Below are 13,623 nucleotides of genomic sequence, written 5' to 3' on the forward strand. Positions count from 1 at the left end.
GTGGTCAGCCACCACACCGTCCGACTGTCACGCAGGAGCTCCACCACCGCGTTGCGTCCAGCCGCACTCGGCGACTTCTAAAACGACGAAAGCGGCCGCAACGAGAATGCTCGTGACGGCCGCGTCTTCGTGCAACGACTCCTGGTTAGCTCTTAGGCGATAACGTCGTCATCGTCGACGTCTTCCCAGTTCAGGGAACGCTTGATGGCGCGCTTCCAGTCGCGGTAGAGAGCGTCTACCTCGTCCTTCTCGCGCTGTGGCTTCCAGACCTTGAAGTCTCCCTGCTGGGAGCCCAGCACGCTGAGGTCATCCCAGAAGCCCGAGTCCAAGCCGGCGGCAAAGGCCGCACCGGTGGCGGTAGTCTCCACGTTCTTCGGGCGGTGCACCTCCACGCCGAGCATGTCCGCCTGGAACTGCATGAGCAGCTCGTTCATGGTCATGCCGCCGTCGACTCGCAGCTCGGTGATCTCCACGCCGGAATCAGCAACCATGGCGTCAGCGACGTCACGGGTCTGGTACGCGGTGGATTCCAAGACCGCGCGGGCCAAGTGCTTGCGGTTGGCGTAGCGGGTCAAGCCCACGATGACACCACGAGCGTCCGGGCGCCAGTACGGAGCGAAGAGGCCGGAGAAGGCCGGCACGATGTAGACGCCGCCGTTGTCCTTGACCTCGCGGGCCAGGTTCTCAATGGACGCGGAGTTCGGGATAAGTTGCAGGTTATCGCGCAGCCACTGCACCAGGGAACCACCCATGGAGACGGAGCCCTCGAGCGCATAGACTGGGCGCTCGCCCTCGCGCTGGAAGCACACGGTGGTGAGCAGGCCGTTATCAGAGAACTTCGGGGTGGTACCGGTGTTGAGCAGGAGGAACAGACCGGTGCCGTAAGTGTTCTTGGCAGAACCCGAGCGGAAGCAGCCCTGGCCAAACATGGCGGCCTGCTGGTCACCCAGGATGGCGCGAATCGGCACACCGGACAGCGAGCCACGCTCGCGGACGGTGCGGAAGTCGCCCAAGGACGGACGGATCTCCGGGAGCATGGAGGTCGGGATACCCATCTCCTTGCACAGTTCCTCATCCCACTCGAGCTTCTCGATGTCCATGAGGAGGGTACGGGAGGCATTGGTGACATCGGTCGCGTGCAGGGCCTCTTGGCCGTTGTCGCCGTCGGCGCCACCGGTGAGGTTCCACAGCAACCAGGTATCGATGGTGCCGAAGAGCAGCTCGCCAGCCTCAGCGCGCTCGCGGGCGCCCTCGACGTTATCGAGGATCCACTTCACCTTCGGGCCGGCAGGGTAGGAATTGATGATGAGACCGGTGCGACGACGCCACTTGTCCGCACCGTCGTCGCCGGCGAGTTCCTTACAAATGTCGGTGGTTCGGGTGTCCTGCCACACGATGGCGTTGTAGACCGGCTTGCCGGTGTTCTTGTCCCACACAACGGTGGTCTCACGCTGGTTGGTGATACCCAAAGCGGCGATGTCTTCAACGTTGATGTCGCCGTTGGCCAAGGCCTCACCCACCGCGCGGCGGGTATTGCTCCAGATTTCCTCTGGGTCATGCTCGACCCAGCCCTTCTCTGGGAAAATCTGCTCGTGCTCGAGCTGGCCGACGGACACCTGCTCTCCGTCGTGGTTGAAAATGATGCAACGCGTGGAGGTCGTACCCTGGTCAATCGCTGCAACGTAGCTCTTGGTGGACATAACTTTCTCCTTGTCGGGGGTGTTTTAAAGGGCTATGGATAGCAGGCCAACGGCGACGGCCGAGAGAGTCGGCGCGACGACCGGAACCCAGGCATAGCTCCAGTTTCCAGTGCCCTTGTCTTTGATGGGGAGGACAAAGGCGTACATGATGCGGGGGCCGAGGTCACGAACCGGGTTGATGGCATATCCGGTGGGGGTGCCGAGGGACAGACCGATAGACACGATGACGAAGGCCACGCCGAAGTAGCTCAGCGGACCGAGCTCGCCGCCGGCAGGACCGAAGGCGATAAACATAAGCAGCACGGTGGTAGCGATGAACTCTGTCACTGCGTTCCAGCCGTTATTCGGGTGCGCCGGGTTCGTAAAGAAAATACCGCCGGTATTCTTGTTGGCTCCGGTGACGTTGCCGGCTTCGTCGACATTGTTGGCATCGAAAAGCTGCTTAAACGTTGCCCACGCCAGGAAAGCACCGAGCATGGCGCCCAAGATCTGACCCAGGAGGTAATAAGGCACAAGGCTCCACTCAAGAGAGCCGTTGACAGCGAGCATGATGGTCACCGCCGGGTTAAGGTGACCGCCAGTGGGGTCCGCGATGCTAGCACCCAAGTAGACGCCGAGGCCCCAGCCCATTGCGATAACGATCCAGTCTGAACCGCGCGCCGCGGAGGTGCGGAGGTTTACAGTGGCGCAGACGCCGTTACCCAACAGGAGCAGCACTGCCGTGCCAAGGAACTCCCACAGGAATGCATCAGTTCCGGTCATAACTTGTCCTTTCTCTTTTGCCTAGGACAAAGGCCCAGCGAGAGACAGCAAACGTCCTCGCTGGGCCCCGTGACGCTTAGGCTTCTTCCTTAGTGGCTCGTGCGCTGCCAGCGCGCTCGAGAATGTCATTTGCCTCACGGTCGGTGAGGGCAGCCTCGGCGGCAAGCTCCGCCTCGGTGTGCTGCTTGAAGTGGCTAACCTCGCGCTCAATGTCGCTCTGGTCCCAGCCCAGCAGCGGCGCGACGAACTCAGCAATCGGCTGAGCAGCGGCAACGCCTCGGTCGGCGAATTCGATGGCTACGCGCAGGCGGCGAGACACGATGTCGTCGATGTGCAGTGCACCCTCGTGGGTGACGGCGTAGCGGGCCTCAGCCCAGATGTAGCTCTCAGCGCCCGGAATCGGCTCAAGGAGGGAGGCATCTTCGGCGGCCGGAGCCAGCACCTCGCTGATGAGCGAACCGTAGCGGCCAAGCAGGTGCTCGATGCGCTTCTCGTCGAGGTTGTAGCGGCGAGCAAGCGCCGGAACCTGGTTGGCCAGAGCATGGTAGCCGTCCGCGCCCAAGATCGGGGTGCGCTCGGTGACGGATTCTGCCACCTTGAAGCCCAGTTCCTTAGCGGCCAGGTCCACCGCGTCCTTACCGATGACGCGGTAAGTCGTGTACTTACCACCAGCAACGGAGACGAGGCCCGGGGCTACTCGGGCAACGGCGTGGTTGCGGGAGAGGTTGGTGGTGGAGTCGGACTTACCGGACAGCAGCGGGCGCAGACCGGAGTAGACACCAACGATGTCCTCGCGCGTGATCTTGTTGCGCACGCGCTGGTTGACCTGGTCCAGAATGTAGTCGATATCCGCCTTCGTCGGAGCCGGGTCCGGCAGGGACAGGCCCTTCTCCCAATCGGTGTCGGTGGTACCGATGATCCAGTACTCGCCCCACGGAATGACGAAGAGCACGGACTTTTCGGTGACGAAGCACAGCGCGGCATCCGCATCGAGGGCATCCTTCGGGACCACGATGTGAACGCCCTTAGAGGCGTGAACGGTGAACTTGCCCTCCGCGCCGGCCATGTCCTGAATCTTGTCGTTCCAGACACCCGTGGCGTTGATGAAGACCTTGCCCTTCACGGTGGTCTCGCGGCCGGTCTCGAGGTCACGGACCTTTGCGGCGGTGATGCGGCCGCGGTTGTCCTTCTCGAAACCGATAACCTCAGTGCCGGTGCGCACGCTTGCGCCATACTCAGCGGCGGTACGCAGGACGGTCATGGTGTGGCGGGCGTCGTCGACAAGCGTGTCATAGTAGCGCACGCCACCGACGACGGCATCCTCCTTGAGGCCCGGGGTGACCTTGAGCACGCCCTTGCGGGTGAGGTGCTTCTGCATCGGGACGCTCTTGGCACCACCCATGAGGTCATAGAGGGTAAAGCCGCCGAACATCATGACGCGCTCCCAACCGCGGTGGGTCAGGGGGAAGATGAACTTCAGCGGCTTGACCAGGTGCGGGGCCAGGGTCGACATGTTGAGCTCGCGCTCCTTGAGGGACTCCGCAACGAGGCGGAAGTCAAACATCGCCAGGTAGCGCAGGCCACCGTGGAACATCTTGGAGGAACGCGAGGACGTTCCTGCCGCAAAGTCTTGGGATTCCAGCACGGCCGTCTTTAAACCGCGGGTGGCCGCATCCACCGCAGCACCAGCGCCGACTGAGCCGCCGCCGATAATGACGACGTCATAATCCTCGGTGGAGTAGTCGTTCCATGTCTTTTCAAAATACTCAGGGTTGAAGCTGTTAATACTCGTCGTGGTCATTGTTGACCGAGTCTCCTCTCTCGCTGCACGGCGTCAGAAAGCCCTGCCCTCGTTGACGGTATGCGCAGCATATTGTGCTCATCCACCACGCACCCAGTGTGCCGATTCCTCGGCTAATTGCTCGGATAGCGGATGAAGAAGAAGTTTTCTCCCACTGCCAATGCTATAGATCACCCAATTTTCTCTCTGGAGACGCTACTCACACGTAAGTTCCGCTTCCGTAAGCTGGATCTTTTAAGACATTCCATAGGTGGACAAAATAAAATAACACCCCCTTCCGGGGGTGCTAACGGGCGTTCCGAACGCTTCTTAAGTCCAGGGTGTCAAGACTTATTTCTTCTCCTGCTGCAAGCGCGCCATGGCCTCCAGCACCTCGGCCATTCCGTAGCGCTCAGTGGAATACGTCACCGCCTGCGCAGCCTTAATCACCTCAATGGGCGCAGTCTCAAGCGCCACCATGCGCACGGCGACGCCCTCCCCGCCCTCCGCAAACGTTTCATCACCAGGCTCATTCGCAAAGAATAGAAGGTCCGCAGGCTCGACTCCGATCCTTTTCGCCACAGCCGCCAGCCCCTCGGCGGGCGAGGACGCCGTGACTACTACGCCCCCAGGAGCATCGTTGAACTGTGCCCCGTCAGCACCTTCTGAACAGGCGATCCGCCAACAGGATTGGGGGAGGTCGCCAAAGGCTGCAGCGTCGAGCACCTCTCCCTGCGGCGAGAGCACCACCAACTCCTCCACTTGTGGGTGCAAGTGCGTCAGCGCTTCCTGAAGCCGCCTCGAGATTTCCCCGTTCTCCATGCTGAGCGCACTCTGATCAGCCACAATCACGCGCGGCACCTCAGAGTATTGAGCCTTCACGCGGTGCGGCAGGCGGGAGACAATAATGCGCGATTGCGTCGCCGCAGAAAGTAGACCCTGCTCCACCACGGAACCGGCAAAAATCTCCTTGCTGCTCGCAGTCATAGAGGCCTGGGCCTCGACCACATCGGACTTCAGTTGCGCCATAACCTCCGTGACCTTGTCGCGGCCTTCTCCGACGCCGCGCATGGCTTCCTCGACCACCGAGTTAAGGTTCTCCTTGATCCATTCCAGGGTCTCTGGAGCAGTACGCGGGCGCTCTTTGCCTTTGTCAGTAGCTGAGCTTTCAACTTGTGCGCCGTCGTTTTCTTGCGTGGCGTCGATGTTCTCGTCGCCAAGCTCTGCTCCCGATTCTCCGGAATCAGCCCGCTTCATCAGCGCCATCCGGTCCCGCATGAGCTCCACGGTGGCCTCGGAGACGCGGTCCTTGAGGTTAGTCAGGTCATCACGCAGCCGGCGCACGCGGTAGCGCTCAGACTCCACCTCGGAGTCCTGGGCCTCAGCCTCCTCCAGCGTTGGTGCCCCACCACCCTTGCGGGCGGGCACCCAGAACTCCCCGGCTGGCATCGGTCCGAACTCCGTCTCATACTCCGCCCACAGGCCCTCCAGGGCCTCCTGCATCCGACGGCGCACCTCCGCGATATCCGCGTCGAAATCGCCCGTCGTGTAATAAGGCTCCAAAGCCTTAATCAGCACCGGCGTCTTCGTGCGGCCCAAGTGCTTCTTCTGCCCCTTCGTCCAAATACGCTGGGAGCCAAAGATAACCTGCGGAATAATCGGCACGCCCGCACCATGCGCAATACGCGCCGCACCGTTACGCATGCTGCGAATTTCAAAGCTGCGGGAAATCGTTCCCTCCGCGAAGACCCCCACGAGTTCCCCACTCTTGGCTAGTTCGATGCCTTTGACAATCGACGCCCCGCCATCGATACGGTCCACCGGGACATGCCCCATGACCTGAAAAAGCTGCCCGGCCACCGGCGCTTGGAAGATGGAGGCCTTAGCCAAGTAGCGCACCAAACGGCGCTTGCGGTAAGCCAAGAAGGCCCCGAAAAGGAAATCCATGTAACCCGTGTGGTTGCACACGATGACGGCCCCACCCTTATCCGGGATATTCTCCTCCCCGGACAAGCGCATCTTGAGCCCCTGGGCCAGAGTCACCCCGCGGCCGATGTGTGTGATCTGCCGGTAGAGGAAGTTAGTCACAGCGCTCATGGTGCTCCAAACAGCTAAGACCCCGCCGTCGAGAGCAGCGAGGAGGGACAAGAGAGGGCGGCGCGCAAAGCCCCGCGCACCGCGTTCTTCTAGGAGTTTACGGGGTACAGCACGTCCTTGCCCACGAATGGGCGCAAGGCCTCCGGAACCACCACGGAGCCATCTGCCTGCTGGTGGTTCTCCAGGATGGCCACGAGCCAGCGGGTGGTAGCCAGGGTGCCATTGAGCGTGGCGGCGTACTGGGTCTTGCCGTTCTCATCGCGGTAGCGCGTGGACAGGCGGCGCGCCTGGAAGGTGGTGCAATTCGAGGTCGAGGTGAGCTCGCGGTACGTGCCCTGGGTGGGTACCCACGCCTCGTTATCGAACTTGCGCGCCGCAGAGGAGCCCAAGTCTCCGCCCGCGATATCGATGGTGCGGTAGGGCAGTTCCATCGCCGCCAGCATGTCCTTTTCCATGTTCAGGAGCTTCTGGTGCATCTCCTCGGCGTCTTCCGGCTTGCAGTAGACAAACATCTCCAGCTTGTCGAACTGGTGCACGCGCAGGATGCCGCGGGTGTCCTTGCCGTGCGAACCCGCCTCGCGGCGGAAGCAGGAAGACCAGCCTGCATACTGCAGCGGCCCCTTGGACAGGTCGATGATCTCTTCCTTGTGGTAGCCGGCCAGAGCCACCTCTGAAGTGCCAACCAGATACAGGTCATCTGCCGGCAGGTAGTAAACCTCATCCGAGTGCTGACCCAAGAAGCCAGTTCCCTGCATGACGTCCGGGCGCACAAGCACCGGCGGAATCATCAGCTTAAAGCCTGCCTCACGCGCCTTCTGCGCAGCCAACATCAACATACCCAGTTGCAGGAAGGCGCCGTCACCAGTGAGGTAGTAGAAACGTGCGCCGCCTACTTTGGCGCCCCGCTTGACGTCGATAAGCCCCAGCGTCTCACCCAGCTCCAGGTGATCCTTCGGTTCGAAGTCGAACTGCGGCTTTTCACCGACCTCCTCGAGGACGATGAAGTCATCTTCGCCACCCGCCGGAGCACCCTCCACCACGTTGGAAAGCTGATACTGCAGCTCCGTTACCTTGGCCTCGGCCGCGGCCGCTTCCTCGCCGGCCGCCTTGACCTTCTCCTTCAGCTCGTTGGAGCCCTCCAGCAGCGCTGGGCGCTCCTCGGGGGAGGCCTGGCCAATCTTCTTGCCAAAGGCCTTCTGCTCCGAGCGGAGCTGGTCTGCCTTCACAATGGCCGCGCGGCGCTGTTCATCGGCGGCGAGCAGCTGGTCCACCAAAGCGGGGTCCTCCCCACGGTTTACCTGGGAGGCGCGGACGACATCGGGATTTTCGCGAAGAAACTTGAGATCAATCACGCCGGATAGTCTAGCGCACGGCCATACCTTTGCGCTGGTCATAACCAGCGCATTATCATGAATAACATGGCACCTCACATTATTACCGACGGCCCCGTGCCCAAGCACGCTCAGCTGCGGGATATTCTCTCCGAGCTCTGCCGAACCACCCTCAAACCCGGTGACATCCTCCCAGGCGAGCGCATTCTCGAAGAAACCTACGGTGTTTCCCGCATCACCGTACGCCGCGCCATCGGTGATTTAGTGGCCGAAGGCCGCCTGCGGCGGGTGCGAGGCAAGGGCACCTTCGTGGCTCCGAACCCACTCGTCTCCCGGCTCCATTTGGCATCCTTTTCCGATGAGATGGGCTACCAAAAAGTACAGGCTTCCTCGAGAATCCTGCTGGGTGAGCGCAGCACCGCCCCCAGTGAGGTCTGCGAGTTTTTCGGCACAGAAACCACCGTGGCCCACACCCACCTGCGGCGCCTGCGTTTGGGCGATGGCGAGCCTTATTCCATTGACGATGGCTGGTACAACTCCGCCTTCGCGCCGACGCTGCTAGAAAATGACATCTATAACTCCGTCTACGCGATTCTGGATAGCACCTTCAAGGTCCCCATCACCGAGGCCGAGCAGACAGTCACCGCGGTGGCGGCGGAGGACGACATCGCCGAGCTTCTCGACGTCCCCCCGAACACCCCGCTTCTCCACATCACCCGCCTCGCCCGCTCGGGGGACCGACCGGTTGAATGGTGCTCCTCGGTCTACCGCACTGACCGCTACCGCCTTACGACCCACGTCTCCCGCTCGCATACTTAGCGGCTCCATGGTGGCGAACAGCGCTGGGCGGGCTAGAAGCCAGGGCCGCTAAGGGAGTAGTATGAGGAGTTCTATGAGCACTTCATCTGCATGGCGCTCCGCCTCCGTCATCCGCGTCGTCCTCGTTGCAGCCGTGGCCGCGGCCGTCTTCATGGCCTCCTACGGCCTCTTTAGCGGCGAGCCAACCGGCACCGATTCGGCCGGGAATGACTCCGCTAGCTCCAGCGCCGACGGCAGTCAGGCCGCCGATCCTTCTACCGCCGACGGTGAAGCTGCTCCCTTCACCACCGCCTCCGCTGGGGCATGCGTGACCTGGGACATCGCCCCGGATGGCACCGCCACCGGTTTTGAGCAGATCAGCTGCGATAAACCACACCGCTTCGAAGTCTCGGCTCGCGAGGATCTCAGCGCCTACCCCACCAGCGAGTTCGGCCCCAACGCCACGCGCCCCGACATCACACGCCAAAACGCCCTGCGCGATGAGCTGTGCGAAGCACCCACGGTGAGCTACCTCAACGGCAAGTGGGATCCCAACGGGCGCTATGACATTGCTTCCATCCTGCCCCCGGCCGCATCCTGGGATCAGGGTGACCGTACCTTGCTGTGTGGCCTGCAGACTACCGACGCCAACGGCGTACCGCAGGAATCCACCGGCAAGGTCAGCGAGGTGGACCAGGCGGTCGTCGCCAAGCCCGGCGAATGCCGCAAGGTGGATGATAAACAGGTACTCAATACCGTTCCCTGCCAGGAACCGCACCAGATGGAGACCGTATCCGTCATCAACCTGGCCGAAAAATTCGCCAATGGTTACCCCAGCGATGAGGACATGGATAAGTTCCTCTCCGAGACCTGCACCCAAAATGCCATGGATTATTTGGGCGGCGAGGAGAACCTCTACCAGTCCACGCTGCAACCTTTCTGGGGCGCGATGAGCCGCGAGACCTGGGAGAGCGGATCCCGTTCGGTGAATTGCTCGCTGATCCACATCAAGGACGGTCACTTCTCCGAGATCACCGGCTCTGCCACAGGGGGACGCGAGGCCCTGAGCATTAACGGCGCCCCGCCGACCGAGCAGCCGAAGCGCAACCCATTGCGTGACCCGAATGCTCAGCCGGGCGGCGAGAACGCCGAGCCAGCTGGTGCGAACGCCGCTCCCGCCACCCCCGAAGCTGCGGCTCCGGCCCTCTAAGCCCGGCCATTGAACAGGAAGTAGCCACATGTACGAAGTCAGCGAAGATCGCTTCGAGGAACTGGTCGGCGAGGCCCTCGATAAAATTCCGGATCGCTTCGTTGATCAGATGCGCAACCTGGTCATCCTCGTCGAGGAAGAGCACCCAGAGAACCCTGAACTGTTGGGGCTTTATGAGGGCGTCATGCTCACGCAGCGCACCGCTTCACACACCGGCTACCTGCCGGATACCATTTCCATTTACCGGCAGCCTCTGCAAGCCATCAGCAACTCGGAAGAAGAGCTCGCCCACGAAGTCATGGTGACCGTCTTCCACGAGGTCGGGCATTACTTCGGTTTCGAGGAGGAGCGCCTCCACGAGCTCGGCTGGGGGTAGGTGCCCAAGGCACCTACCGTGACCACAACGAAACCTACCGCGGCCGCAGCGGGTTAGACTTCGGTATCCGCCCAGCGCTTGAGCGTCCACTGGCCAAAAGGCTGGCCCTGCGGCTCCATGAGGGTAAAGCGGCAGTTCGGCATGTAGCCGGTATAAGCAAAGTCTGGGTCCACGCCGCAGGCATGCCTCGTCACTACGCGAATGGCGGCGCCGTGGCTGACGACGACGATGTCTTCATCATCCTCCAGCTCCGCAGCGAGATCCTCCAACACCGGTTGGTAGCGCTCGAGCACATCCACGTAGCTCTCACCGCCAGGCATCCGGGCGGACTCATCACCGTCGAGCCAGCCGCGCAGTGCCACCATGTATTCGCGGTGGGTATCCTCACTACCGCTCATTTCATGATCACCGGCAAAGACCTCGTGCAAGCCTGTACGCACTTCCACGGGGACATTGCGCTCATCGGCGGTCTCGCCGAAAGCACGGGCGGCCAGCATCGCGGTCTGCTGGGCGCGCAAGGCAATGGAACACACAAAGCGCACACGGCGCCCTGCGCACAGTTCAGCTAACTCGCGGCCGACATCTTCCGCTTGGCCGCGGCCGCGCTCGGTGAGCTCGGCGCCTGGGGGCCGGGTATCCATAACGCGGTCAATATTGGAAAAGGTCTGGCCGTGGCGCAGCAGGATAATTCTTCCGGTCATGCTTCACCACACTATTGGCCGGTGCGCGCCTGCGCTACCCATTCATCGGCTTCTTGCAGCCGCGCCAGATCCCGCGGGCCCTCCCCGAGTGCCGTGGCGGAAGGCCAGGAACCAACGAACACGACGTCCTCCGCCCGCAGCCACAGTGCCCGCAGAGCCTCCGCCACCGGCTGGTCCTCAATGTGTCCGATGAGATCGGCGTGGAAGCGATAGTTACCGAAGACGGTGCGCAGCGGGCGGGATTCGATGCGGGAGAGGTCCACCCCGCGGTGCGCGAATTCCTGTAGGGCCCCTACCAGGGAGCCCGGCTCGTTGGGCAGGGTGAAGATGACGGACGTCCTGTCGTTGCCGGTCCGCTCGGTCGGCTTTCCGGCCGGTCCCACGAGGACGAAACGAGTCGTGGCCCCCGCGACATCTGCCACATTCTCCGCAATAGAATCCAGTCCGAAGACCTCCGCTGCGCGGGCAGGGGCGGCAGCGACATCCACCTCCCCGCGCGCCACGGCCTGCGCCGCCGCACCATTCGACGCCGCCGGAACATACTCCACGTCCGGCAAGTTCTGCTTCAACCAACCGCGCACCTGCTGGTAGGCCACGGGATGCGTAGAGAAGGTGCGAAGATTCTCTGCGGTAGTGCCGGGGCGCACCAGAATGGAGAAGGACACCGGCAGGTCTACCTCGCGGTAGATCTGGACCCGGGAGCCGTCGGCAAGCGCGTCAAAGGTGGCAGTAACCGGCCCGTCCACGGAGTTTTCGATAGCCACGCAGGCATAATCCGCCGCACCGGAACGCACCGCCGACAGCGCCTCGGCCGGGGAGCTCACCGGCATCCCCTCGGGGGAAGCAAAGTCTGCGGCGAAATGCTGCATCGCCGCTTCCGTAAAGGTTCCAGCGGGCCCGAGGAATGCGATCGTGGTGCTCATGACAGCAACTTTATCTCACACAACTACTAAACTGAGCCGCCATGGAGAGCACCGAGTTCACTCTGGACAAGCTGCGCGAGGACCTATCTGGTCTGAGCCCTGCGGAGCACGGCTTCACGTACTTCGACCTCGAACGCCGGCCGCAGGCGCACGGGCGTTTGAGCGGCTGGATTCTCTCGGTTAAGGATCTCAACGATGTCGCCGGCATGCCCACCACGCTCGGGCATGCCGAGCGTGCCTACGTGGCGGAGGAGACCGATCCTTTCGTGCAGGAGCTTATCGACGCCGGTGCGCTCGTCGTCGGCAAATCCGCCGCACCCGAGCTGGGTCTGCGCGTCGACACCGAACCTGTCGGCCTGCCCCACCCCGATAATCCGCTCTACCCAGGCCATACCCCGGGTGGCTCCTCCGGCGGGGCGGCAATCCAGGTGGCCCGGGGCCTCATGCGCGCCGCGCATGCCTCCGACGGTGGCGGTTCCATTCGCGTGCCGGCCGCTGCCTGCGGTGTCGTCGGCTTTAAGCCCGCCGGCGAGGACCTCTCGGTGCAGGGGTTCATCACGCGCAGCATCGCCGATACCGCAACTCTGCATGGCCTTAACCCGCGTGCCCGGCGCGCCCGCATCGGCGTGCTGACGGATCCCCTCTTCGCTCAAGCTGAGGTAGCCCCGCACATGCTGCGCGCGGTCGCAGAGGCCACCGCTACCTTTGAAGGCGCGGGTTTCGAAACCGTGGCTATCTCCCCCTATCCCCAGGCCGCCCGCACCTTTGAGGCCTTCCAGCACATCTTTAGTCGCCGGCTGGCTGGCCTTGACTTCGCGGAGGGTTACGCGGAGTGGATCCGTGCGAAGGGCCGGCGCGTCACGGACTCCGAATTCGCCGCGGCCCGCGCCCACGCCGCCCAGCTACCGGAAATGCTGGCACAAGAGTGGGACGTCGACGCCATCTTGAGCCCCATGCTGGCCTTCGATCCACCCCGGCGCGGGCACTTCCTGGCACGGGAGCACCAGGCCAACTTCGATGAGCAAACGCGGTGGTCACCGTGGGGATCGTTGTTCAACGTGGCGCAGCTGCCCGCTATTTCTGTGCCCTGGCCGGTGCGCGATCACCCGCCGGTAGGCGTGCAGTTAGGCTCACTCACGCTTGACGAGTCCTCCCTTCTCGGCCTCGCCCAGGTGCTTCACCCATGACCGCGCGCTCACGCCTGCGCGCGGAAATCCTCATCGTCCTCACCATCACTTTTGGAATCTCTGGTGTTCGCGCCGTGCTACGCCTGACCGATTCTCTGCTCAACCCGGCCCCGCTCAACGAGCAATCGGTCACCATCAACGCTTCGCAGTCGGCGACTTCGCTACTGGACCTTGCCTTCCAGCTCTGCAGTGCCGCCGTGCTGTGTGCCTGGGGAGCGCTTGCCCTTTATTTGATTTCTTTTCCGCCCCGCCCACAGTGGCGGGACGGCCTGCACGGCGCGGCGTTGGCGGCGGTTATTGGGCTTCCCGGGTTGGTGCTGTATTACGTGGCGTTGCACTTCGGCTGGACCAAGGAGGTGGTGCCGGGGGCCTTCGATAGCTGGATTGAGATCCCGGTGCTGCTGATTAAATCCTTCGCCAACGCCTGGGCGGAGGAACTGGTGGTGGTGTACTGGTTCATGACCAGGCTCAAGCAGTCTGGGTGGGCCTTACCCGCAACGCTGGCCGCCTCCTCTATCTTGCGCGGTTCTTACCACCTCTACCAGGGAGTCTCCGCCGGCTTTGGCAATATCATGATGGGCCTGCTTTATGGCTGGTATTTCCACCGCACCGGGAAGGTATGGCCTCTGGTCATCGCGCACTTTCTGATCGACGCCGTCGCTTTCGTGGGCTACGCACTGCTCTTCGGCGCTTAAGCGGTGCCCGGACGCCGAAAAGACCACCACCGCGCCCTGTGGGATAGGTGGGGCGCAAGTGGT

At 62.6% G+C, this 13,623-nt stretch carries 12 protein-coding genes; 5 read left to right on the plus strand and 7 right to left on the minus strand.

What is annotated here, in order from left to right:
- Nucleotides 1-152: 152 nt before the first annotated feature.
- The 5 genes from glpK to serS form a co-directional block, all read right to left on the minus strand.
- The gene (glpK, locus tag HMPREF2996_RS07355) at nucleotides 153-1,700 is read right to left on the minus strand and encodes a glycerol kinase GlpK (protein ID WP_070730802.1); all 1,548 of its coding nucleotides are present in this window, start codon (nucleotides 1,698-1,700) and stop codon (nucleotides 153-155) included.
- A gap of 24 nt (nucleotides 1,701-1,724) precedes the next feature.
- Nucleotides 1,725-2,462: an MIP/aquaporin family protein gene (locus HMPREF2996_RS07360; protein ID WP_070443264.1), complete on the minus strand. Its 738-nt coding sequence runs from the start codon at nucleotides 2,460-2,462 to the stop codon at nucleotides 1,725-1,727.
- A 76-nt stretch (nucleotides 2,463-2,538) separates the two neighbouring features.
- Complete coding sequence (locus tag HMPREF2996_RS07365; RefSeq protein WP_070644484.1) at nucleotides 2,539-4,263, minus strand: glycerol-3-phosphate dehydrogenase/oxidase; 1,725 nt, start codon at nucleotides 4,261-4,263, stop codon at nucleotides 2,539-2,541.
- 330 nt (nucleotides 4,264-4,593) lie between these two features.
- Complete coding sequence (locus HMPREF2996_RS07370; RefSeq protein WP_070730804.1) at nucleotides 4,594-6,339, minus strand: lysophospholipid acyltransferase family protein; 1,746 nt, start codon at nucleotides 6,337-6,339, stop codon at nucleotides 4,594-4,596.
- A gap of 89 nt (nucleotides 6,340-6,428) precedes the next feature.
- The gene (gene serS, locus HMPREF2996_RS07375) at nucleotides 6,429-7,691 is read right to left on the minus strand and encodes a serine--tRNA ligase (RefSeq protein ID WP_070644482.1); all 1,263 of its coding nucleotides are present in this window, start codon (nucleotides 7,689-7,691) and stop codon (nucleotides 6,429-6,431) included.
- A gap of 66 nt (nucleotides 7,692-7,757) precedes the next feature.
- Between serS and HMPREF2996_RS07380 the strand changes: the two genes are divergently transcribed.
- From HMPREF2996_RS07380 to HMPREF2996_RS07390, 3 genes are all read left to right on the plus strand, one after another.
- A complete protein-coding gene (locus tag HMPREF2996_RS07380; RefSeq protein WP_201828980.1) occupies nucleotides 7,758-8,489 on the plus strand; it encodes a GntR family transcriptional regulator in 732 nt (243 codons plus the stop codon).
- A gap of 73 nt (nucleotides 8,490-8,562) precedes the next feature.
- The gene (locus HMPREF2996_RS07385; protein WP_070711702.1) at nucleotides 8,563-9,678 is read left to right on the plus strand and encodes a septum formation family protein; all 1,116 of its coding nucleotides are present in this window, start codon (nucleotides 8,563-8,565) and stop codon (nucleotides 9,676-9,678) included.
- Nucleotides 9,679-9,706: 28 nt separating this feature from the next.
- The gene (locus HMPREF2996_RS07390; RefSeq protein ID WP_070711705.1) at nucleotides 9,707-10,054 is read left to right on the plus strand and encodes a metallopeptidase family protein; all 348 of its coding nucleotides are present in this window, start codon (nucleotides 9,707-9,709) and stop codon (nucleotides 10,052-10,054) included.
- A 53-nt stretch (nucleotides 10,055-10,107) separates the two neighbouring features.
- On the opposite strand, the gene HMPREF2996_RS07395 is transcribed toward HMPREF2996_RS07390, so the two are convergent.
- Nucleotides 10,108-10,755, minus strand: coding sequence for a histidine phosphatase family protein (locus tag HMPREF2996_RS07395; protein ID WP_070443250.1), 648 nt, complete (start codon nucleotides 10,753-10,755; stop codon nucleotides 10,108-10,110).
- Between the two features lie 11 nt (nucleotides 10,756-10,766).
- Nucleotides 10,767-11,678, minus strand: coding sequence for a prephenate dehydratase (pheA, locus tag HMPREF2996_RS07400; RefSeq protein WP_070730805.1), 912 nt, complete (start codon nucleotides 11,676-11,678; stop codon nucleotides 10,767-10,769).
- A gap of 41 nt (nucleotides 11,679-11,719) precedes the next feature.
- Between pheA and HMPREF2996_RS07405 the strand changes: the two genes are divergently transcribed.
- A complete protein-coding gene (locus HMPREF2996_RS07405) occupies nucleotides 11,720-12,865 on the plus strand; it encodes an amidase (protein ID WP_070644478.1) in 1,146 nt (381 codons plus the stop codon).
- Complete coding sequence (locus HMPREF2996_RS07410; RefSeq protein WP_070443245.1) at nucleotides 12,862-13,560, plus strand: CPBP family intramembrane glutamic endopeptidase; 699 nt, start codon at nucleotides 12,862-12,864, stop codon at nucleotides 13,558-13,560. Before HMPREF2996_RS07405 ends, HMPREF2996_RS07410 begins: the two co-directional genes overlap by 4 nt.
- The last annotated feature ends 63 nt before the right edge of the window (nucleotides 13,561-13,623 follow it).

The organism is Corynebacterium sp. HMSC066C02 (assembly GCF_001814945.1).
Taxonomy (GTDB): domain Bacteria; phylum Actinomycetota; class Actinomycetes; order Mycobacteriales; family Mycobacteriaceae; genus Corynebacterium; species Corynebacterium aurimucosum.